Annotated in this window: 25 protein-coding genes and 2 pseudogenes; 20 read left to right on the top strand and 7 right to left on the bottom strand. The window is 39.2% G+C overall.

Annotation, left to right across the window (positions count from 1 at the left end):
- Positions 1-159: 159 nt before the first annotated feature.
- The 3 genes from dnaK to dnaJ all read left to right on the top strand — a co-directional run bounded on the left by dnaK (position 160) and on the right by dnaJ (position 3,874).
- On the top strand, positions 160-1,983 hold the full coding sequence (dnaK, locus tag HW098_RS03930; RefSeq protein WP_050252337.1) for a molecular chaperone DnaK: 1,824 nt from the start codon (positions 160-162) through the stop codon (positions 1,981-1,983).
- 1 nt (position 1,984) lies between these two features.
- Positions 1,985-2,398 carry a tRNA (guanine-N7)-methyltransferase gene (locus HW098_RS03925; protein ID WP_176139355.1) on the top strand — a complete coding sequence of 138 codons (414 nt, stop codon included), beginning with the start codon at positions 1,985-1,987 and terminating at the stop codon, positions 2,396-2,398.
- Between the two features lie 336 nt (positions 2,399-2,734).
- Entirely contained in the window at positions 2,735-3,874 is a 1,140-nt protein-coding gene (dnaJ, locus tag HW098_RS03920; RefSeq protein ID WP_050275809.1) for a molecular chaperone DnaJ, read from the top strand.
- 408 nt (positions 3,875-4,282) lie between these two features.
- On the opposite strand, the gene HW098_RS03915 is transcribed toward dnaJ, so the two are convergent.
- Both HW098_RS03915 and HW098_RS03910 read right to left on the bottom strand, forming a co-directional pair.
- Positions 4,283-4,570 carry a hypothetical protein gene (locus HW098_RS03915; protein WP_000777754.1) on the bottom strand — a complete coding sequence of 96 codons (288 nt, stop codon included), beginning with the start codon at positions 4,568-4,570 and terminating at the stop codon, positions 4,283-4,285.
- Positions 4,571-4,579: 9 nt separating this feature from the next.
- Positions 4,580-4,990 carry an HIT family protein gene (locus tag HW098_RS03910; protein WP_176139354.1) on the bottom strand — a complete coding sequence of 137 codons (411 nt, stop codon included), beginning with the start codon at positions 4,988-4,990 and terminating at the stop codon, positions 4,580-4,582.
- Between the two features lie 67 nt (positions 4,991-5,057).
- On the opposite strand from HW098_RS03910, the gene HW098_RS03905 reads away from it, so the two are divergent.
- Together HW098_RS03905 and HW098_RS03900 are read left to right on the top strand one after the other, a co-directional pair.
- On the top strand, positions 5,058-5,789 hold the full coding sequence (locus HW098_RS03905; RefSeq protein WP_176139353.1) for an ABC transporter ATP-binding protein: 732 nt from the start codon (positions 5,058-5,060) through the stop codon (positions 5,787-5,789).
- Positions 5,786-6,835 (top strand): ABC transporter permease, encoded by a 1,050-nt coding sequence (locus HW098_RS03900; protein WP_176139352.1) that lies wholly within the window; start codon positions 5,786-5,788, stop codon positions 6,833-6,835. Before HW098_RS03905 ends, HW098_RS03900 begins: the two co-directional genes overlap by 4 nt.
- A 62-nt stretch (positions 6,836-6,897) precedes the next feature.
- Here HW098_RS03900 and HW098_RS03895 read toward each other — a convergent pair whose 3' ends face one another.
- A complete protein-coding gene (locus HW098_RS03895) occupies positions 6,898-7,221 on the bottom strand; it encodes a helicase BlpT (RefSeq protein WP_176139351.1) in 324 nt (107 codons plus the stop codon).
- Positions 7,222-7,249: 28 nt separating this feature from the next.
- Positions 7,250-7,501, bottom strand: a complete 252-nt coding sequence (locus HW098_RS03890; protein ID WP_001130045.1) for a hypothetical protein — start codon at positions 7,499-7,501, stop codon at positions 7,250-7,252.
- Between the two features lie 358 nt (positions 7,502-7,859).
- On the opposite strand from HW098_RS03890, the gene HW098_RS03885 reads away from it, so the two are divergent.
- The 3 genes from HW098_RS03885 to HW098_RS03875 are packed head-to-tail and all read left to right on the top strand — an operon-like array spanning position 7,860 to position 10,294.
- A complete protein-coding gene (locus tag HW098_RS03885; RefSeq protein WP_049521288.1) occupies positions 7,860-8,198 on the top strand; it encodes a LytTR family DNA-binding domain-containing protein in 339 nt (112 codons plus the stop codon).
- A gap of 4 nt (positions 8,199-8,202) precedes the next feature.
- Entirely contained in the window at positions 8,203-8,949 is a 747-nt protein-coding gene (locus HW098_RS03880) for a response regulator transcription factor (protein ID WP_176139350.1), read from the top strand.
- Positions 8,950-8,953: 4 nt separating this feature from the next.
- Entirely contained in the window at positions 8,954-10,294 is a 1,341-nt protein-coding gene (locus HW098_RS03875; RefSeq protein WP_172928312.1) for a sensor histidine kinase, read from the top strand.
- A 42-nt stretch (positions 10,295-10,336) separates the two neighbouring features.
- On the opposite strand, the gene blpC is transcribed toward HW098_RS03875, so the two are convergent.
- Genes blpC through blpA form a run of 3 tightly spaced genes read right to left on the bottom strand, consistent with a single transcriptional unit; the run spans position 10,337 to position 14,074 of the window.
- The gene (blpC, locus tag HW098_RS03870) at positions 10,337-10,492 is read right to left on the bottom strand and encodes a quorum-sensing system pheromone BlpC (RefSeq protein ID WP_172928310.1); all 156 of its coding nucleotides are present in this window, start codon (positions 10,490-10,492) and stop codon (positions 10,337-10,339) included.
- Positions 10,493-10,548: 56 nt separating this feature from the next.
- Positions 10,549-11,910, bottom strand: coding sequence for a bacteriocin secretion accessory protein (locus HW098_RS03865; protein ID WP_176139349.1), 1,362 nt, complete (start codon positions 11,908-11,910; stop codon positions 10,549-10,551).
- A 10-nt stretch (positions 11,911-11,920) separates the two neighbouring features.
- The gene (blpA, locus tag HW098_RS03860) at positions 11,921-14,074 is read right to left on the bottom strand and encodes a peptide cleavage/export ABC transporter BlpA (RefSeq protein WP_176139348.1); all 2,154 of its coding nucleotides are present in this window, start codon (positions 14,072-14,074) and stop codon (positions 11,921-11,923) included.
- A gap of 281 nt (positions 14,075-14,355) precedes the next feature.
- On the opposite strand from blpA, the gene HW098_RS03855 reads away from it, so the two are divergent.
- The 12 genes and pseudogenes from HW098_RS03855 (at position 14,356) to HW098_RS03795 (ending at position 21,782) form a co-directional block, all read left to right on the top strand.
- Positions 14,356-14,586 (top strand): bacteriocin class II family protein, encoded by a 231-nt coding sequence (locus HW098_RS03855; RefSeq protein WP_176139347.1) that lies wholly within the window; start codon positions 14,356-14,358, stop codon positions 14,584-14,586.
- Between the two features lie 144 nt (positions 14,587-14,730).
- A pseudogene (locus HW098_RS10810) lies at positions 14,731-15,016 on the top strand (hypothetical protein); the annotation flags it as partial.
- A gap of 165 nt (positions 15,017-15,181) precedes the next feature.
- The gene (locus tag HW098_RS03840) at positions 15,182-16,219 is read left to right on the top strand and encodes a thioredoxin domain-containing protein (protein WP_176139345.1); all 1,038 of its coding nucleotides are present in this window, start codon (positions 15,182-15,184) and stop codon (positions 16,217-16,219) included.
- A gap of 257 nt (positions 16,220-16,476) precedes the next feature.
- Positions 16,477-16,725 (top strand): Blp family class II bacteriocin, encoded by a 249-nt coding sequence (locus tag HW098_RS03835; RefSeq protein WP_176139344.1) that lies wholly within the window; start codon positions 16,477-16,479, stop codon positions 16,723-16,725.
- 15 nt (positions 16,726-16,740) lie between these two features.
- A complete protein-coding gene (locus HW098_RS03830; protein ID WP_176139343.1) occupies positions 16,741-16,950 on the top strand; it encodes a Blp family class II bacteriocin in 210 nt (69 codons plus the stop codon).
- A 696-nt stretch (positions 16,951-17,646) separates the two neighbouring features.
- Positions 17,647-17,802 (top strand): annotated as a pseudogene (locus HW098_RS03825) (CPBP family glutamic-type intramembrane protease); the annotation flags it as partial.
- Between the two features lie 161 nt (positions 17,803-17,963).
- Positions 17,964-18,758: a phosphotransferase family protein gene (locus HW098_RS03820; protein ID WP_033683107.1), complete on the top strand. Its 795-nt coding sequence runs from the start codon at positions 17,964-17,966 to the stop codon at positions 18,756-18,758.
- Positions 18,755-19,390 (top strand): tRNA (guanosine(46)-N7)-methyltransferase TrmB, encoded by a 636-nt coding sequence (gene trmB / locus HW098_RS03815; RefSeq protein WP_001266094.1) that lies wholly within the window; start codon positions 18,755-18,757, stop codon positions 19,388-19,390. Before HW098_RS03820 ends, trmB begins: the two co-directional genes overlap by 4 nt.
- Positions 19,391-19,515: 125 nt before the next feature.
- Positions 19,516-19,995 carry a ribosome maturation factor RimP gene (gene rimP, locus HW098_RS03810; protein ID WP_050230440.1) on the top strand — a complete coding sequence of 160 codons (480 nt, stop codon included), beginning with the start codon at positions 19,516-19,518 and terminating at the stop codon, positions 19,993-19,995.
- 43 nt (positions 19,996-20,038) lie between these two features.
- The gene (gene nusA / locus HW098_RS03805; protein WP_172921841.1) at positions 20,039-21,175 is read left to right on the top strand and encodes a transcription termination factor NusA; all 1,137 of its coding nucleotides are present in this window, start codon (positions 20,039-20,041) and stop codon (positions 21,173-21,175) included.
- Positions 21,176-21,196: 21 nt separating this feature from the next.
- Positions 21,197-21,490, top strand: a complete 294-nt coding sequence (locus HW098_RS03800; protein ID WP_000857562.1) for a YlxR family protein — start codon at positions 21,197-21,199, stop codon at positions 21,488-21,490.
- Complete coding sequence (locus HW098_RS03795) at positions 21,483-21,782, top strand: YlxQ-related RNA-binding protein (RefSeq protein WP_001041390.1); 300 nt, start codon at positions 21,483-21,485, stop codon at positions 21,780-21,782. Before HW098_RS03800 ends, HW098_RS03795 begins: the two co-directional genes overlap by 8 nt.
- The last annotated feature ends 8 nt before the right edge of the window (positions 21,783-21,790 follow it).

Genomic DNA, 21,790 nt, shown 5'->3' with positions numbered 1-21,790 from the left:
CGTGGTGAAAGTTTCAGTAGCAAAAGCTACTGAAACAGGGGATTTTTGAGACAATAGGCTCAAAAATAAGTGATGAAATCCCGTAGGGAGTTGCTCACGTCCCCACCACTTAAGGGAAATATCAAAAAGAAAAAAAGATAAATTTAAGGAGAAAAACACATGTCTAAAATTATCGGTATTGACTTAGGTACAACAAACTCAGCAGTAGCAGTTCTTGAAGGAACTGAAAGCAAAATCATCGCAAATCCAGAAGGAAACCGCACAACTCCATCTGTAGTCTCATTCAAAAACGGCGAAATCATCGTTGGTGACGCTGCGAAACGTCAAGCAGTTACAAATCCAGATACAGTTATCTCTATCAAATCTAAGATGGGAACTTCTGAAAAAGTTTCTGCAAACGGAAAAGAATACACTCCACAAGAAATCTCAGCTATGATTCTTCAATACTTGAAAGGTTATGCTGAAGACTATCTTGGTGAAAAAGTAACCAAAGCAGTTATCACAGTTCCTGCTTACTTCAACGACGCTCAACGTCAAGCAACAAAAGACGCTGGTAAAATCGCTGGTCTTGAAGTAGAACGTATTGTCAACGAACCAACTGCAGCCGCTCTTGCTTACGGTTTGGACAAGACTGACAAAGAAGAAAAAATCTTGGTATTTGACCTTGGTGGTGGTACATTCGACGTCTCTATCCTTGAATTGGGTGACGGCGTCTTCGATGTATTGTCAACTGCAGGGGACAACAAACTTGGTGGTGATGACTTTGACCAAAAAATCATCGACCACTTGGTAGCAGAATTCAAAAAAGAAAACGGTATTGACTTGTCTACTGACAAGATGGCAATGCAACGTTTGAAAGATGCAGCTGAAAAAGCGAAGAAAGACCTTTCTGGTGTAACTTCAACTCAAATCAGCTTGCCATTTATCACTGCTGGTGAGGCTGGACCTCTTCACTTGGAAATGACTTTGACTCGTGCGAAATTTGACGATTTGACTCGTGACCTTGTAGAACGTACAAAAGTTCCAGTTCGTCAAGCCCTTTCAGATGCAGGTTTGAGCTTGTCAGAAATCGACGAAGTTATCCTTGTTGGTGGTTCAACTCGTATCCCAGCCGTTGTCGAAGCTGTTAAGGCTGAAACTGGTAAAGAACCAAACAAATCAGTAAACCCTGACGAAGTAGTTGCTATGGGTGCTGCTATCCAAGGTGGTGTGATTACTGGTGATGTCAAAGACGTTGTCCTTCTTGACGTAACACCATTGTCACTTGGTATCGAAACAATGGGTGGAGTATTTACAAAACTCATCGATCGCAACACTACTATTCCAACATCTAAATCACAAGTCTTCTCAACAGCAGCAGACAACCAACCAGCCGTTGATATCCACGTTCTTCAAGGTGAACGCCCAATGGCAGCAGATAACAAGACTCTTGGACGTTTCCAATTGACAGACATCCCAGCTGCACCTCGTGGAATTCCTCAAATCGAAGTAACATTTGACATCGACAAGAACGGTATCGTGTCTGTTAAGGCTAAAGATCTTGGAACTCAAAAAGAACAAACAATTGTTATCCAATCGAACTCAGGTTTGACAGACGAAGAAATCGACCGCATGATGAAAGATGCCGAAGCTAACGCTGAAGCAGATAAGAAACGTAAAGAAGAAGTTGACCTTCGTAACGAAGTAGACCAAGCTATCTTCGCAACTGAAAAGACTATCAAGGAAACTGAAGGCAAAGGTTTCGACGCAGAACGTGACGCTGCCCAAGCTGCCCTTGATGATCTTAAGAAAGCTCAAGAAGACAACAACTTGGACGACATGAAAGCAAAACTTGAAGCATTGAACGAAAAAGCCCAAGGACTTGCTGTGAAACTCTACGAACAAGCCGCAGCAGCTCAACAAGCTCAAGCAGGAGCAGAAGGCGCACAAGCAACAGGAGACGCAGGTGATGACGTCGTAGACGGAGAGTTTACTGAAAAGTAAGATGAAAGTATTAACAGAAGAGTATCTAAAAAGTACAAGAAAAGTTTATAATGATTTTTGTGATAAAGCTGATAGTTATGAATCTGCAAAAGATTTTATAGATAATATTCCAGCAGTATATTTGGCTAGATATAGAGAAATTATATTAGCTGAACATGAGAGTTGTGTCAAAAATGATGAAGCGGTAAGGAATTTTGTTACTTCAGTATTGTTGTCTGCATTTGTATCGGCGCTGGTATCAGCTATGATATCATTAGAAATACAAACATATAAATTTGTAATACCGTTCATAATTGGTATGATTTGGACAGTAGTTGTATTTCTTATGATCAATTGGAATTATATAGCAGATACTAAGAAGAGACAAAAATATATAAATATTTGTGTGCTTATTGGATATTTAAAATCAAAATAAATTTGATTTAAGTTACTTCACTCATCCACAGAGGTTGCAACCCAGCCTCTGTTTTTCGATAAAAAGGGACGGAACCTGATTTATTTGGGGTTTGTCTCATCAATATGAAATACAGGAATTGAACCCGGACTAAATCGAGGTTTGATTCAAAATATAAATAGAAAGGAACAAATGTGTTCGTAACTGAACACGGGTTCCCAAATTTCTTACTAAATATAACAGAAAGGAATTGAACCCGACCTAAATTCTTGGAAAAAAGATAAATCTGTCGAGGAGCATCGCTCCAGCGTCAGATTTCCTATTTTTCAGTCGAATTTTACGGTCTTGGTATCTTGTATGAACAATACTGAATTTTATGATCGTCTGGGGGTGTCAAAAAACGCTTCGGCAGACGAGATCAAAAAGGCTTATCGTAAGCTTTCGAAAAAATATCACCCAGATATCAATAAGGAGCCTGGTGCTGAGGAAAAGTACAAGGAAGTTCAAGAAGCCTATGAGACTTTGAGTGACGACCAAAAACGGGCTGCCTATGACCAATATGGTGCTGCAGGCGCCAATGGTGGATTTGGAGGCTTCGGTGGTGGAGCTGGCGGTTTCAATGGGGCAGGTGGCTTCGGTGGTTTTGAGGACATTTTCTCAAGTTTCTTCGGCGGAGGCGGTGCTTCACGCAATCCAAATGCTCCTCGTCAAGGAGATGACCTCCAGTATCGTGTGAACTTGACCTTTGAAGAAGCTATTTTCGGAGCTGAAAAAGAAGTTAAATACAACCGTGAAGCAAGCTGTCGTACATGTAATGGCTCAGGTGCTAAGCCAGGAACCAGTCCAGTCACTTGTGGACGCTGTCATGGTGCTGGTGTCATTAACGTCGATACGCAGACTCCGCTTGGTATGATGCGTCGCCAAGTAACCTGTGATGTCTGTCATGGTCGCGGAAAAGAAATCAAAGATCCATGTACAACATGTCACGGAACAGGGCATGAAAAACAAGCTCATAGCGTACATGTCAAAATTCCTGCTGGTGTGGAAACTGGTCAACAAATTCGCCTAGCTGGTCAAGGTGAAGCGGGATTTAACGGTGGACCTTATGGTGACTTGTACGTGGTTGTTTCTGTGGAAGCCAGCGATAAGTTTGAACGTGAAGGAACTACTATCTTCTACAATCTCAACCTCAACTTTGTCCAAGCAGCTCTTGGTGACACAGTAGATATTCCAACTGTTCACGGTGATGTTGAATTGGTTATCCCAGAGGGAACTCAGACTGGTAAGAAATTCCGCCTACGTGGCAAAGGAGCTCCGAGTCTTCGTGGTGGTGCAGTTGGTGACCAATATGTTACCGTTAATGTCGTAACACCAACAGGCTTGAACGATCGTCAAAAAGCAGCCTTGAAAGAATTTGCAGCTGCTGGTGATTTAAAAGTCAATCCAAAGAAAAAGGGCTTCTTTGACCATATTAAAGATGCCTTTGAAGGAGAATAAAAGTAAAAAGAGCCGTTGGGCTCTTTTTTGTTTATAGATTTTTTAAGACTTTCCTTAAGTAATGACGGACGGTAGCGACCTTCTTCGAAGTTCCATACCTAAACTTTGAGCCTAGGTCTCAAAGTTTCCGAACACCTTAAACCAAGCTGTTTCAGGTGTTTTCATTACTGCGGAAAGCCTGAGAAAGTCTTCGATTTAGTTATGAAACGGTGAATAATACTCTTCAAAAATCTCTTCAAACTACGTCAGCGTCGCCTTGTCTACAACCTCAAAACCGTGTTTTGAGCAGCCTGCGCCTAGCTTTCTAGTTTGCTCTTTGATTTTTATTGAGTATGAGTTGCCTAAATTATGATGTATAGTTGATGGGATATAACTTGTTTACGTTTTAAAAAGAGCCGTCGGCTCTTTTTACTTATCTTCGATTTCCTGTGTTTCTTTGATCACAGCTAGTCTAGTCTGGATATCTTTTTCTAAGACTTTAAATTTGTAAGTCAGGTCTTCTTGGTATTCCTTGATGAGTTCTTTTTGCTGGTCGATGATTTGCAGGCTGTTTTGGATAATATCCACATCATCCTTGATAGCTTGAACGCGGTCAGTGGTATTCAAGACTTCATCTGTGATGGTTTGGCGATTTTTTGTGACCAGATAACTTCCGGCTGCAGCTCCTGCAAATAGCAGTAGATTAGATAATTTCATGGCAACTCCTTAGGCATTTTTGATGGTTTCAGCGACTTGAGCGAGTTTGTCAAAGTCTGGTTCGTGGGCGATAAAATCAATCTTGAGGTCATCGTTCGCACTGTAGCGAGGTACGAGGTGAACGTGGGTATGAAAGACTGTTTGCCCTGCGACTTCTTCACAGTTGGCAATGATATTCATACCAGCGGCCTTAGTAGCTTTCATGACTTTTTGAGCCACTTTTGGCACTTGGGCAAAGAGTTGGCTGGCGCTAGTAGCGTCCATTTCCAAAAGATTGCGATAGTGTTCCTTTGGTACGACCAAGGTGTGTCCTGGTGTCACTTGAGAAATATCCAGAAAGGCAAGAACCTGCTCATCTTCATATACTTTTGAAGCAGGAATTTCCCCTGCGATGATTTTACAAAAAATGCAATCTGACATAAAATCTACCTCTACTGTATTGAATTTTGATATAATATAGCTACATTATACCAGATTTGGAGAAAATATGTTAGAAATTAAAAACCTGACAGGTGGCTATGTTCATGTCCCTGTCCTGAAAGATGTGTCTTTTACTGTTGAAAGTGGGCAGCTGGTCGGTTTGATTGGTCTCAATGGTGCTGGGAAATCAACGACGATCAATGAGATTATCGGTCTCTTGACACCTTATAGTGGCTCCATCAATATCAATGGCCTGACCCTGCAAGAAGATGCGACAAGTTACCGCAAGCAAATTGGCTACATTCCTGAGACACCTAGCTTGTATGAGGAATTGACCCTCAGAGAGCATATCGAAACGGTTGCTATGGCTTATAGTATTGAGCAAAAGGTGGCTTTTGAGCGAGTAGAACCTTTGTTAAAAATGTTCCGTCTGGATCAGAAATTAGATTGGTTCCCTGTTCATTTTTCAAAAGGGATGAAGCAGAAAGTCATGATTATTTGTGCTTTTGTGGTGGATCCGAGTCTTTTTATCGTGGATGAGCCTTTCCTTGGTCTTGATCCATTGGCGATTGCGGACTTGATTCAGCTTTTGGAAGTGGAAAAGCAAAAGGGCAAGTCTATTCTCATGAGTACTCACGTGCTGGATTCAGCGGAAAAGATGTGTGATGCCTTTGTCATTCTTCACAAGGGAGAGGTGCGTGCCAAAGGCAATCTCCTGCAACTGCGCGAAGCCTTTGATATGCCTGAGGCTAGTTTGAATGATATTTACTTGGCTCTGACCAAAGAGGAGGAGCTATGAAAGACTTGTTTTTAAAGAGAAAGCAGGCTTTTCGTAAGGAGTGTGTCGGTTATCTGCGCTATGTTCTCAATGACCACTTTGTCTTGTTCCTGCTTGTCCTGCTGGGCTTTCTAGCCTACCAGTACAGTCAACTCTTGCAACATTTTCCTGAAAATCATTGGCCTATCCTTTTATTTGTAGGAATTACCTCTGTTTTACTTTTGCTTTGGGGAGGAATTGCCACCTATATGGAGGCTCCAGACAAGCTCTTTCTCTTGGTCGGAGAAGAGGAAATCAAACTCTATCTCAAGCGTCAAACTGGCGTTTCCCTAGTCTTTTGGCTCTTTGTCCAGACCCTTTTCTTGCTTTTATTTGCGCCCTTATTTTTAGCCATGGGTTATGGCTTGCCTGTTTTTCTGGTCTATGTACTTTTAGTGGGGGTAGGTAAATATTTCCTCTTTCGTCAAAAGGCCAGCAAATTTTTCACTGAAACTGGACTGGACTGGGACTATGTTATTTCTCAAGAAAGCAAGCGCAAGCAAGTCTTGCTTCGTTTCTTTGCCCTCTTTACGCAGGTAAAGGGAATTTCAAACAGCGTCAAGCGCCGTGCTTATCTGGATTTTATCCTAAAGACTGTTCAGAAGGTGCCTGGAAAGATTTGGCAAAATCTCTATCTGCGTTCTTATCTGCGAAATGGAGACCTCTTTGCGCTCAGTCTCCGTCTGCTCTTGCTTTCTTTGCTGGCGCAGGTCTTTATCGAGCAAGCTTGGATTGCGACAGCAGTGGTGGTTCTCTTTAACTACCTCTTGCTCTTCCAGTTACTGGCCCTCTATCATGCCTTTGACTACCAGTATTTGACCCAACTTTTTCCACTGAACAAGGGGCAAAAGGAAAAAGGCTTACAGGTTGTAGTCCGAGGATTGACCAGTTTTGTTTTACTTGTGGAATTAGTTGTTGGGTTGATTACCTTCCAAGAAAAACTGGCCCTTCTAGCCTTACTGGGAGCTGGTTTGGTTTTACTAGTCTTGTACTTACCTTATCAGGTAAAACGTCAGATGCAGGACTAAAACTTGCTTATATGATATTAAAAAAGAAGTTGAGTTCAGTTTGTCTCAACTTCTTTTATTTTCTACAGGATAATGGTTGGTCCGTAGAGACTCAACTTGGTCTTGACTTGGTCAAAGTGGAAGCGGTCATAGGCCCGCCAAGCGGCGCGAGTAGGAGCATCTGGATCAAGAGCGCTGAGTCCCATAAGAAGACTGGAAGTCTGGTAAAATTTTTCCAGTTCAATCAAGACTCGATTATCCATTGTCTCAGCCTTGGCTAGAAAGCCAAGAATAGAGTTTAATTGCTCCTGGAAGCGGACGTCGTCAGCGGTTGCCTGTTTGCATGCTTGGTAGGCTTTGTTTAAGTCAGTTATCAGTGCCTGAGCAGTTTTAATTGGGTCTGTCATTTACGTGACCTCCTATATAATTTATGTTTTAAGGTAAGGGATTGTGTAAATCTCCTAGTGAGGCACCTATATTATTAGCAACATTGCCAACTATGTTGCCCCAATCAATGATACATTTACCATTATCAAGATTAGCTTTATTATATGAATATCCATTTCTACATAGTACATTATCGCTAATCATATGAAACGGAGAATACCATCCATATGGAATACTACCGCCATTTATATGAGAAAGTTCGATTGATGTTAATTGTTTTGTTTTATTTGACTTGGCCATAATTTTCTCCTTGTTATATTTACGTCAATTGCAATAGAGTATATTTATAGGGTGTTAATCATGGTGGATGTGAATAAATCATATGCACCCCTCCTTTTTTGATGATTTTTAAAGTTGTTGCAAACATAGTCTTTCTATAATCATAGTCTATCACTTTTATCTCCTTTTTCACCATCAAATCTTTAATTGTTCTTGAAATTTCCTGAATGGTACTGTTAAGATTTTATGATAAAATAGTGGTAAGCCCATCATGATGTTGTAGAAAAATAATCCTTTTAGGAGCTTTCAAAGACTGTTTAGGATTGGGTGTGCTTGTGCTAGACCTTTTCTGTTATTCTTTTCTTAGGAGGAGAATCCAATGAAACATATGATTATTCAGACACAGAAAACAGTCTATAAAGTAAACGTCGACGATATCTACTATATCCAAACACATCCAACTAAAGCCCATACCGTACAGATTGTTACAGAAGAAGCTAGCTTTAATATGGTTCAAAATTTAAGTAATCTTGAGAACCAATATGGGGAAACCTTGATGAGATGTCATCGAAATTGTTTGGTTAATCTTGATAAATTAAAATCGATTGATTTTCAAGAAAGAATCCTTTTTCTCGGAGAAGAAGGTCAATACGCTGTCAAGTATGCCAGACGTCGCTATAGAGAAATTCGTCAAAAATGGTTGAAAGAAGGAGAGTAAGAAGATGAGAATATTTGTTTTAGAAGATGATTTTTCCCAACAGACTAGGATTGAAACGACGATTGAGAAACTTTTGAAGGAACATCATATCACTCCCAGCTCTTTTGAGGTCTTTGGTAAGCCAGCTCAACTGCTGGCAGAGGTGCATGAGAAGGGGGCGCATCAGCTATTCTTTTTGGATATTGAGATTCGAAATGAGGAGATGAAGGGGCTGGAAGTGGCTAGAAAGATTCGGGATCGGGATCCTTATGCCCTGATTGTCTTTGTGACGACTCACTCGGAGTTTATGCCCCTGTCCTTTCGCTACCAAGTGTCAGCTTTAGACTATATTGATAAGGCCTTGTCAGCAGAGGAGTTTGAATCTCGTATTGAGACAGCCCTTCTCTATGCCAGTAGTCAAGACAGTAAGAGTCTGGCGGAAGATTGCTTTTATTTTAAATCAAGATTTGCTCAATTCCAGTATCCTTTTAAAGAAGTTTACTATCTCGAAACGTCCCCAAAATCTCATCATGTCATTCTCTATACCGAGACGGACAGACTGGAATTTACAGCGAGTTTAGAGGAGATTCTCAAGCAGGAGCCTCGTCTCCTGCAGTGTCATCGCTCTTTTCTCATCAATCCAGCCAATGTGATACATTTGGATAAGAAAGAAAAACTGCTTTTCTTTCCCAATGGTGGAAGTTGTCTAATCGCGCGTTATAAGGTCAGGGAAGTGTCTGAGGCTATCAATAACTTACACTTAGTGAGGTGATGGAATGGAAATAGTTTGGAAAATAGTTTATACATTTTTGGTATCTGGATTGGAGTTGTTTATATTTTTTAAGGTAGATGGAATTGCTCTCACTTTGGAGCGAGTTTTTAAGTCCTTTCTTTTTAAGATACTGTTGGCAGTTGCTTTTGTAACGATTAGCTATATAGTAGGAAATAATTACCTATCTTATTTTGTGGACCCCTTGTACGGCATCGGCTTATCTTTCTTATTATTAAAAGGGCTTCCTAAAAAACTCCTTTTCTTTTATGGTCTCTTTCCAATGATATTGGTGAATCTCTTTTATAGAGGTCTTTCTTATTTTGTGCTTCCATTTTTGGGACAAGGGCAATTACATGATGATTACTCTTTGATTTGGTTGTGTATAATAATTTTCAATTTCTTCATTTCTCTAGCCTTTTTGAAATGGTTGGATTATGATTTTACTAGTTTGAGAAAGGAGATTCTCGATAAAGCATTTCAAAAGTCCCTTACTAAGATTAACTGGATAATGGGGGCCTACTTTCTAGTCATGGAAAATCTGTCTTACTTTGAATATGCATACGATATCCAATCAAAGACTGTTCGTCATCTTATTCTGGTGTTTTACCTGCTCTTTTTTATGGGGGTTATCAAGAAATTGGATACCTATTTGAAACAAAAACTTCAGAAGAAACTGAACCAAGAGCAGACCTTGCGCTACAGAGATATGGAACGCTATAGTCGGCATATAGAGGAACTTTACAAGGAAGTACGGAGTTTTCGCCATGACTACACCAACCTCTTGACCAGCTTACGTCTGGGCGTTGAAGAGGAGGATATGGAGCAGATAAAAGAGGTCTACGACTCGGTCTTAAAGGATTCTAGTGAAAAATTGCAGGACAATAAATATGACCTTGGACGATTGGTGAATGTTCGGGACCGTGCCCTCAAGAGTCTCCTAGCTGGAAAATTTATAAAAGCTAGAGAAAAGAACATTGTTTTTAATGTTGAAGTTCCTGAGGAGATTCAGGTTGAGGGGATGAGCCTGCTTGATTTTCTAACCATTGTGTCTATCCTTTGTGACAACGCTATTGAAGCGAGTATAGAGGCTAGTCAACCTCATGTTTCAATCGCTTTTTTTAAAAATGGGGCACAGGAGACCTTTATCATTGAAAACTCCATCAAAGAAGAGAGCATCGATATTTCTGAAATCTTCTCCTTTGGAGCAAGTTCTAAAGGGGAGGAAAGAGGAGTTGGTCTCTATACCGTTATGAAAATTGTGGAAAGTTATCCTAATGCTAGTCTCAATACCACCTGTCAAAATCAAGTTTTTCGTCAGATGCTTACTGTGATACATACAGCATGATAAAAAATAAGACCGAGAGTACGTTCTCTTGGTCTTGTTTTTTTATAGTTGTATTGGCTGATGAAATCCTTGTGTGATGTGAAGAGGATATCTACGAATGTTATATAAAAGCTCTTCCCACCATCCTCCACCTGTAATCTGGTTGAGTTCGGTAGTTGTTAGTTCTTGAAATGAAGTTAGGTTTTGTTTCTTATCCATGTTATGATTCTCCTGTTTTATAAGATAATAAATAGTTATAGAGTGTTATCTGAAAATTAATCAGAATGGGTTAAAATTTTATCTTTGAAATAATCAAAATATGTTTTCTTTGCAGTTACACTAGTGACGCGACCTTGTAAGCCATATTGGATGAGTTTACTATCCTCATTAGATAGTTTTGCAAGAGCGCTTAGTTTAAAGAGATTGCCTTGCTCTGTTCTGGTAGGAGTTTGATCAATTGTCTGAAGTTGGCCGATGATGGTGGTGCCGTGATTTCCAATCTTCTCCAGTTTTAATCTTACAGTTTGTCCTTTATCTAGTAGAGGTAGATAGTCAGAAGATACGTAGTAAGTGATTAGTACTTCTCTTGTATCTGTGATGATAGGGAATATTTGAGCAATTTCTGTACCAGTTGGAATTCTATTTTTACCTTCAAATTCGCTGTTCAGATGAATGATACCTTTATTTGGGGCGGTTAAGGTATTGTTTTCTAAGCGCTGTGTCGCTTGATCTAGCTGTACTTTTAATTCTGTTAATTGGTTCTCCATGGTTAGTTGTTGCTGAGAAGCTGTTTGTAAAAATTGAGTACGGAGTACTTCAATTTTGGTTGCTAAACTATTATCATAAGTTGCTACACTTCCGATACCAGCTTGCTGAATTTTGAGGCTTGCGATAGATGATTCAAGACCTGCAATACTTTGATTAATTTGAGATAAAAATGGCTCCTCTGCAGTTCCTTGTGTTTGTCCTTGTGAGGCTACAAGATAACGATTCAAAATTGACTGGTGCGGATTGCCAGTTGGTAAGCGAGCCCTTTTATTTATGATAGCATCTCTCAGCTCTTGATATTCTCCAATTTGTTGTTGAACTTTTGTAATTTCTTGTTCGATGGCTGATGAACTGCTATTGGCAAGATTGGCTTGATTTGAAACTTCGGTGTTAGTCTTTGAGATACCTAGCTCAATATCATGAGCTTGTTTAGTAAAATTCCTAAAGGTATTATGGTAGCCAAACTCATCCTCACTAGAAAAAAGATCAGTCGCTTTTTCTAAGCTTTGTTTCAAAATTCCAAGTCCTTCTTTTTGCTTCTCAAGTCTTTGTAATTGAGTTGCTAAGGCAGTTTTCTGACTTTCTTCCATTGTTTCAGAGTATTTGATGAGTAAGTCCCCTTTTTCAACTACTTGATTTGCCACTAAATGATTAGCAAGGATAGGATTATCACTGGTTGACTGAATAGATGAAATGACACTTGTAGGGGCGATTTCTCCTTGGGAAGTAACAGTAATTTCTTTTGTGGCAACAAGGGAGAAAATCAAGATGAAAGTAAATAGTAATGAAAGAGGTATAATTAACATTGTCGCATAGTTATGGTAACGTCTCTGATAAAACTCGACGCTTCTAAAAAGATTAGGATTCATGACATTCTCCTTATTTATTGAATAGATGATGGTAGAAACCTTGCGCCTGCATTAACTCTTGGTGACTACCAACTTCAATGATTTTCCCCTGGTCAAGAACAATGACACGGTTGGTTCGTTCGGCTATACTGAGACGATGGGCTACAAAGAGAATGGTTTTATCAGTGAGGGACATAAGATTATCTATAACCTTTTTCTCAGTCAAGACATCAAGACCGCTAGTAGCTTCATCTAGTATTAAAACAGGAGCTTTAGTTAAAAGAGCACGAGCGAGGGCTATTCGTTGCTTTTGTCCTCCTGATAGACCAGCTCCATCAGAGAGCTGAGTTTGATAGCCCATAGGCATTCTTTCAATGTCTTGACGGATTTCAGCTAATTCACAAGCTCTTAGAATATCTTCTTGGCTAATCATATTATTACCGCCCAAGGTTAAATTTTCCAAGATAGAGCCATTAAAGATATAGGCTTGTTGGGGTAGGTAATTGATATGGCGGCGCAAAACTTTTTTATCAATGTTTTTAATATCCTGATGATTGATGGAAATATGTCCTTTGTAGGGTTCAAAGAAATTGACAATCATTTTGGCTAAAGTTGTTTTACCAGAACCACTGACTCCAACTAGGCTAACCTTATCTCCTTGTTTAATCGTGAGATTAATATCTGTTAAGGTATCTCGTCCAAAACCATACTTATAAGAAAGGTCATCAAATTCAATATCGCCCATCAAAAAATGTGAATGAACAGGGTTTTCTTGAACTTGAAATTCAGATTCGACTAGATAGACTTCGTTCAAACGGTTATTAGCAACCTTCGCAGATTGGAGTTTGGTTTGGAGGTTGATAATATTTTCCATAGGAGTTGTAAAGTAAGAAAGAAGTGTGTTAAAGGTAATCAACTGACCGATAGAAATTTTACTCGACATGACTAATTGAGCGCCAAACCATAGGATAAGGATATTCAGAACTAATTTTGTTCCCTGCTTTAAACTCGTTTGTAAAATAGAATACTTACTGAGCTTAAAGGATTTTTCCAAATAATCTACAAATTCGCTGTCTATATTTTGATAGCGATTTTCTTCACTCGTGAGCGACTTGATAGTTTCAATCCCGTTGATATCTTCGATAATGGCAGAGCTAACCATAGAATTACTTTGCATGACATCATGGTTCATTTTTTCGAAAGGCTTCATAAAAGAAAAGATGATGAACATGTATATAGGAATGGAAATAAGAGAAAGAAGGAAGAGATTAGGGTTTTGTGCCAGTAAGACTCCCCCTACAAGAATCAGAATGGAAACATCCAGAAAAAGAGATAGAATGGTAGAAGCCAAGGCATCTATAATAGAGTTAGCATCTGTGAACCGTGAAATGATTTCTCCTGTACGACGTGTCGCAAAGAAAGACATAGGAAGTTCAAAAATATGGCGAATATAGGATAAAATCACATCGATACTTAATCTCTGACTCAGAACGGTTAGGAGATAATCTCTGGAGAAGCTCATGACTTGTTGGAGGATATAGGTGATAACCAGACCAACTGAGATGATTCCTAAAGTTGATTTCATCTGATTTGGGATGTATTCATCCAAGATTCCTTGGAGATAATAAGAACCACCGATATTGATAATAGTGATCAATAAGCTTGAGAGAACAATGTAAGCAATGAGAGATTTTTGTTTGAAAATCAGAGGAAGGAAGCTTAGTAGACCATTCTTTTTATCTTTATGGGGTTGATAGCTAGGTTTGGGAGCTAGAAAAATAGCTACTCCAGTCCATTCAGAGAAAAAGCGTTCTTTTGACATTTTGGTGATTTTTACAGAAGGGTCAGGATCACCAATAACCAGATAGTCTTTCTTTGTTTGATAGACAACATAGTAATGTTGGAGTTTTCCTTCTTTGTTAACGTGAACGATAAATGGATAGGGGACATCACTCATGTCAAAGAGCGTTTTATCTGCTTGAACAGGTCTTGTTTCAAAGCCCATTTCATCAGCGGCTTTTACAATGCCAAGAGCAGTCGTTCCTTCTTTATTGGTCTTTGCAAGTTCTCTCAAGTGAGCTAGAGAAAAATCTGAACCATAGAATTTAGCAATCGAGGCTAAGGCAGCAACACCGCAGTCTCTAGCATCTATTTGAGGAACAAATGTACGTTTATAAGAAGTCATTGGCAATTCCTTTCATATAGTAGATAGGTATATTATGCCATAAAAATAAGTTCATATTTTATGAAATCTTGAATAGTCATTGAAACTTCCTGAATGGTAAAAAAGTGATTAGAAATTATCTTTTAAAAAAATTTTAGAGGTGGTTTTAAATAAAAAAGCTAATTTAAGACGTTTCGATGACAATTCAAGATTTGGATGAAAAATTTTAAAAAACAATGATATACTAAACTTGTCAAAGTTGCAACAAGACAAAAATTAAAAATAAAAAAGGAGTATTTATCATGAATACAAAAATGATGGAACAATTTGAGATTATGGATACTGATGTGCTTGCTTGTATTGAAGGTGGCGGTTGGATAAGATGTGGACTTGGTGTGGTTGGAGGGGCAGTGACTACAGGAATTGCTGGTAGCGCCTTAGGAACTGTAACGCTACCTATCATTGGTACTGTATCTGGAGCTACTGTTGGTTTTTGGGGCGGAGCGGCAGCTGGTGCTGCTAAATACTGTTAAAAATAGCTCTTCATTACTAAGCTGAATTTAGTTGGAATGGAGTAAATAATTATGAACAAGAAAAAGATAGTTTCAACTATAGTATTTTTAGTATTTATTATAATGTCAGTGGATAATTTTTTTAGAGACTTAACCCCATTGCTATTCATTTTGAATATTATTGGCCTAACTTGTTTTTTAGTGTTAACATACATTAGCATAAAAGACATGATCTTAAATAGAAGTAATAGAAGTAAATGATGATTTGGTTAGTCCTAGAACCAATCAACTTATGTATATCGGCTTGACAGGTTTTATGTCTATTATCTATTTGTATAGAGGTATCACAGTAGCAGAATCCTATCAACAACTAATCGCTTATATTGGCGCTATTCTCTGCTCAACCATCATGCTTCTGCTCATTTGGGGCTTGAAGTATTATAAAAAGTAGAGCTTAATGAAGTATAAAAGAAAAGGGTAAGTGTTTTCGCAATACTTACCCTTTTATAATGAAGTTTTTGCAATTCAAGATGTTTCGATGACCATTTAAGATTTAGATGAATTTGTAATCTTAAATAAGGTAAGATAAAGATAACAAATGTAAAGGAGTATTCTTATGAAGAAACAAAATATAAAATCGCTATTACTTGTACCACTTGTATTTGCATCTATTACTACGGGTGTTGTATATGCAGAAGAACAGCCTACTACTTCATCTATTCGGGCGAATGACAGTTCTCTTGTGGCACCAGATTTGCAATCGGTTAAGGAAAAGATGGAGCATAAACCTTCTGTTGTAACCCCAGAAGAGTATGAGAAGAATGTTACGGACTTTAAAAAGATAGATATTGAAGCTGTTCGTCAATCTTTTACAGAGGATCAATTGGAACATACTATTTATTTTGGTAGAAAAACTTGCTCTCATTGTCGTCAATTTTCTCCTGAATTGAAAGAATTTAATAACTTGATTGAAAAGAAGTTAGAGTATTATGATTTGGATGGTAAGGATTTTGATGGGGAAGCGAGAGAGTTTCTATTTAAAAAAGTCGGTATTCCAGGAACACCAACAATTTTGTATTTAAAAAATGGACATTCGATATCTGGATGGGTTGGTGGCGGAGCAACTGCACAACAGGTGTATGATTATATCTACTCAAGAAACTCACCTAAGCAAACGGAGACAGTGAAATCTTCTGAGGAAACAGTAACTGAAAGTGTCCGTGATGAGAATACTAGAAGTGACAGCATGAATATTAGTGATAAAGTTGTAAGTGACAGCAAAGGTATGAGTGATGAAAAAAGAACTGAAATGAAAATATCCAATGTTAATCCCAATTCTAATAGTGAAAATAGTGGGAAAGTGAAGAGTACAAACTCAACTTCTGAAGCTAAAACTACTCAATCTGACAATTTAGCAATGTTAGACAATAAGAATCAATTGGAAACTCCCAAACCTATTTTTGATGTTGCTCAAGAAAATAAAACTCCTCCAACTGATGTTAAGGGGACTGATTATGTAAGCGAATCTATTACTTCGAATGAAAAATTATTACCGAAAACAGGAGAGGAAGAAAGTTACCAACTGATTTGGCTAGCTGTCGCGTTTTTTATGGCTTCTATAATGATTAAAGTGAAACAAAAAATTCATAAATAAAAATAGATGGTAAACAGGTGAAATGGTACTATTTGTTTGTAATAACATATGGCTAGAATTTTCCTATAGACAAGAGTGAAAGGGCAAGCATGTTTTTAATGCTTGCTTTTTAAATTTTTTAACAATTCAAGACGTTTCGATGACAATTCAAGATTTGGATGAAAAAAATTAATAAACGATGATATACTAAACTTGTCAAAGTTGCAACAAGACAAAAATTAAAATTAAAATTAAAAATAAAAAAGGAGGTATTCCTCATGGAAACAAAAACAACGACTCAATTTGATGTTTTGGATACTGAAATGCTGGCTAGCATTGAGGGAGGAACTGATTGGGGAACAGTAGGAAAAGGGGCTATCTATGGAGCAGGTATCGGAGTTGCTATGTGTGGGGTAGGAGGACTCCTTACTGGTGGTTCCACATGGGCTATGACTGCTGGCTGTGCTTGGGCTGGAGCTAAAATTGGTGGTTCTATTACTGCAATTGCTGATAATATTTGGCCTTAGAAGGGAATAGAAATTATGTTTAATTACAAAATAGTAGATAATCAAGAATTAAGTAATATTTCTGGAGGTGGATTGGGAGGAGATGTAGTTGTAGGAGCCTTGTCGGGTGCATTTCAGGCAGGACAATCTTGTATTGCTGGAGGCCCCCAAGCTTACTTGATTTGCGCAACAGGAGGCGCTATAGTAGGTGGCTTTTTAGCTTATGGATTGAGACCACCAAAATAGTTTTAAAAAGGAACGAGTGTTAATATGTTAAATGAAACTATGATTCAGCTTATACTCATTGCAATTTGTTGTGTGTACATTATTTTTAACACCAAGGCTGATAAAAACCAAAAGAGAGGATATCGTACAGCTTTGTACCTTTTCGTTATGGCTGGTATTATATCCTATATTATGAATTATCTGAACTGGTTAGATTTTTTCTTACTGATAACTCCGATAATGTGCCTATTTAAATTTGAAGATCAATGGAGTTAGCAACGTTTGACACTTCAATAGGTTATTAGCTATCCTTTGGCTCATTGTCAACTGTAGTGAGTTGAAGAAAAGCTAAGATCAAGAAAGGACGAATTTCATCCTTTCTTTTTTGAATACGACGGGCATGTCGTATATCTGAGGTGTAAGTCCTCGGTGGACACCTGCTACTGGTGAACCCAATAATGATTCCCAGGCCTGACTATCGTGAGGTAGCGGGGAAAAGAAGGCATAGCGAAATCGTGGCTTAAAGAACAGGAATGTTATAGTAAGACACGTTTAGAGGATAAAGTGGCTTCACACTCTAAAGCACAAATAGGTATACCTAATCCATATATTTAAATCACGAGAGTGTACGAGAAAAGATGTACGACTTATCTATTGATGTGAGGTTCTGATGAGAGCTGAAAGCATGGTAACAACGAATCATGAGAAGTTAGTCAATCCTACATGCATGGACCTTCTAATGTCCCTTCGTTTATTTTTTATCTACTTGGGGGCTTGTTGCTGGGCTTTGCTTATAAAAAGAGCCAAAACTTATGGGTTTCTACTCTAGTCCACATGTTTTACAACAGTTGGCCACTCTTATATTATTTATAAAAATTATGAAAAGGTAAGCAGAAGACGGTGCTTATCTTTTTCTTTCTATAATGATACCCAAGCCAATCCAGAGGCTTTTCTTTGAGAATTGGGTGTGGAGCGGTTGACGAATAGGTCAAAAACTAGTAGAATAGTAAGGAAACTTTATACGGAGGAAAGAAATGGATTTGGGTGATAATGAGCTAACACTGACTCCCATACCTGGGAAAAGTGGCAAGGCTTATATGGGTAGCTATCCTGATGGGAAGCGCATCTTTGTAAAAATGAACACCTCTCCAATCCTACCTGGTCTAGCTAGAGAACAAATTGCTCCACAATTATTATGGAGTCGCCGTTTGGCAGATGGGCGTGATATGTGTGCTCAAGAATGGTTGACAGGCAAGATATTGACCCCCTATGATATGAATCGTAAGCAAATCGTCAATATTTTAACCCGTCTTCATCGCTCACGTCCTTTGATGACACAGTTAAGTCGTTTGGGCTATGCCATGGAAACACCTGTAGATTTACTACAGTCTTGGCAAGAAACGGCTCCAGATGCTTTGCGTAAAAATCATTTTATCAGTGAAGTGATGGCTGATTTACGTCAGACTATTCCAGGGTTTAGAGAGGACTATGCGACCATTGTCCATGGAGATGTACGACATAGTAATTGGATTGAGACAGATAGTGGCTTGATTTATTTGGTAGATTGGGATTCGGTTCGCTTGACCGATCGCATGTTTGATGTGGCCCATATGCTCTGCCATTATATTCCAGAACATCAGTGGAAGGAATGGTTGACCTACTACGGTTACAAGTACAATCAAACGGTATTAACTAAATTGTATTGGTACGGTCAATTGTCTTACTTGAGCCAGATTTCCAAGTATTATATGAACCAAGATTTAGAAAATGTCAACCGGGAGATTCATGGCTTGCGTCACTTCCGAGACAAGTATGGAAAGAGAAGATGAGAGTTAGAAATCGTAAAGGGGCGACAGAATTACTAGAGGCAAATCCCCAGTATGTGGTCCTCAATCCCTTGGAAGCCAAGGGGAAATGGCGGGACTTGTTTGGCAATGACAATCCCATTCATGTGGAAGTTGGAAGTGGAAAGGGTGCCTTTGTTTCAGGTATGGCCAAGCAAAACCCTGACATCAACTATATCGGGATTGATATTCAAAAGTCTGTTTTGAGCTACGCTTTGGACAAGGTGCTTGAAGTTGGAGTACCTAACATCAAGCTCTTGTGGGTAGATGGTTCTGACTTGACTGACTACTTTGAAGACGGTGAGATCGATCGTTTGTATCTGAACTTTTCAGATCCATGGCCTAAAAAACGCCATGAAAAGCGTCGTTTGACCTACAAGACCTTCTTGGATACCTTCAAGCGTATCTTGCCTGAAAATGGTGAAATTCATTTTAAGACGGATAACCGTGGCTTGTTTGAGTACAGCCTAGTGAGCTTTTCTCAGTATGGCATGAAGCTCAATGGTGTCTGGCTTGATTTACATGCCAGTGATTTTGAAGGCAATGTCATGACAGAATACGAGCAAAAATTCTCCAACAAGGGGCAAGTTATCTACCGAGTTGAGGCAGAATTTTAAGAAAAAGCTTAAAATCAAGCCTTCTGAGTACTTATACTTTACATAAGTAGTAAAAAGTGCTATACTAAGAGTAAGAATATGAAAAGTGAGGCGGGGAAATATCTTCGCCTCTTGCTTATGAGGAGGTGGACGCAATCGCAACAATTGTAGAATTAGTCAGAGAAGTTGTAGAACCTGTCATCCAAGCACCTTTCGAACTTGTAGATATCGAGTATGGAAAGATTGGCAGTGACATGATTCTCAGTATTTTTGTAGATAAACCTGAAGGAATTACCTTGAACGACACGGCAGACTTGACAGAAATGATCAGTCCTGTCTTAGACACCATCAAGCCAGATCCCTTCCCAGAACAATATTTCCTAGAAATCACCAGTCCAGGCTTGGAACGTCCTTTAAAAACCAAGGATGCCGTTGCTGGAGCGGTTGGGAAATACATCCATGTCGGGCTCTACCAAGCCATTGATAAGCAAAAGGTCTTTGAAGGAACCTTGTTGGCCTTCGAAGAGGACGAGTTGACTATGGAATATATGGACAAGACGCGTAAGAAAACTGTCCAAATTCCATACAGTTTAGTATCAAAAGCACGTTTAGCAGTAAAATTATAGAAAAAGAAAGGATAGCTTTTGAGGATTCAAAAGTGAAGAAAACATGAGTAAAGAAATGCTAGAGGCCTTCCGCATTTTGGAAGAAGACAAGGGAATCAAAAAAGAAGACATCATCGACGCAGTAGTAGAGTCGCTTCGTTCCGCTTATCGCAGACGCTATGGTCAATCAGACAGCGTAGCTATTGACTTCAACGAAAAAACAGGTGACTTTACAGTTTATACTGTCCGTGAAGTTGTTGATGAAGTATTTGATAGCCGTTTGGAAATCAGCTTGAAAGATGCTCTTGCCATCAATTCAGCCTATGAACTTGGTGACAAAATCAAGTTTGAAGAAGCGCCTGCTGAGTTTGGTCGTGTAGCAGCCCAATCTGCCAAACAAACCATCATGGAAAAAATGCGCAAGCAAACACGTGCCATTACTTACAATACTTACAAAGAGCATGAGCAAGAAATCATGTCTGGTACAGTAGAACGCTTTGACAACCGCTTTATCTATGTCAACCTTGGTAGCATCGAAGCCCAATTGTCAAAACAAGACCAAATTCCTGGAGAAGTTTTTGCTTCTCATGATCGTATCGAAGTGTATGTCTACAAGGTTGAAGATAACCCTCGTGGCGTCAACGTCTTTGTTAGCCGTAGCCATCCAGAAATGATCAAACGTTTGATGGAGCAAGAAATTCCAGAAGTTTATGATGGAACTGTTGAAATCATGAGCGTGGCCCGTGAAGCTGGTGACCGTACGAAGGTTGCCGTTCGTAGCCACAATCCAAACGTGGATGCTATCGGTACAATCGTTGGACGTGGTGGTGCTAATATCAAGAAGATTACTAGCAAATTCCACCCAGCTCGTTACGATGCTAAAAATGACCGTATGGTGCCAATCGAAGAAAATATTGATGTTATCGAGTGGGTAGCAGATCCAGCTGAATTTATATACAATGCCATCGCTCCTGCTGAGGTTGACCAAGTTATCTTTGATGAAAACGACAGCAAACGTGCCTTGGTGGTTGTTCCTGATAACAAACTTTCTCTTGCTATTGGTCGTCGTGGGCAAAACGTTCGCTTGGCAGCTCACTTGACTGGTTACCGTATCGATATCAAGTCTGCTAGTGAATTTGAAGCCATGGAAGAGGTTGCTTCAGTAGATTTGGAAGCAGAAAACGATACTGTAGAAGAATAAAAGCTGCCAGAGGAGGGAAAGATGAAAACGAGAAAAATCCCTTTGCGCAAGTCTGTTGTGTCCAATGAAGTGATTGATAAGCGTGATTTGCTCCGCATTGTCAAAAACAAGGAAGGACAAGTCTTTATCGATCCGACAGGCAAGGCCAATGGCCGTGGCGCTTATATCAAGCTAGACAATGCAGAAGCCCTAGAGGCGAAAAAGAAGAAGGTCTTTAACCGTAGCTTTAGCATGGAAGTGGAAGAAAGCTTTTATGACGAGTTGATCGCTTATGTGGATCACAAAGTGAAAAGAAGAGAGTTAGGACTTGAATAAGCAAAAGATAAGCAATCTCTTGGGACTTGCTCAGCGAGCAGGGCGGATCATATCGGGTGAAGAATTGGTTGTCAAGGCCATTCAAGACGGCAAGGCCAAGTTGGTCTTTCTAGCTCATGATGCTGGACCTAATCTGACCAAGAAGATTCAAGATAAAAGTCATTATTATCAAGTAGAAATTGTAACCGTGTTTTCAACACTGGAATTAAGCATAGCAGTCGGAAAATCAAGAAAAGTTTTGGCTGTGACAGATGCTGGATTTACAAAGAAAATGAGGTCTCTTATGGAATAGAAGAGGAG

The organism is Streptococcus sp. 1453 (assembly GCF_013276955.1).
Classification (GTDB): Bacteria; Bacillota; Bacilli; order Lactobacillales; family Streptococcaceae; genus Streptococcus.
Note: the sequence above shows the minus strand (reverse complement) of the source record. Positions and strands in the feature narration are given on the sequence as shown.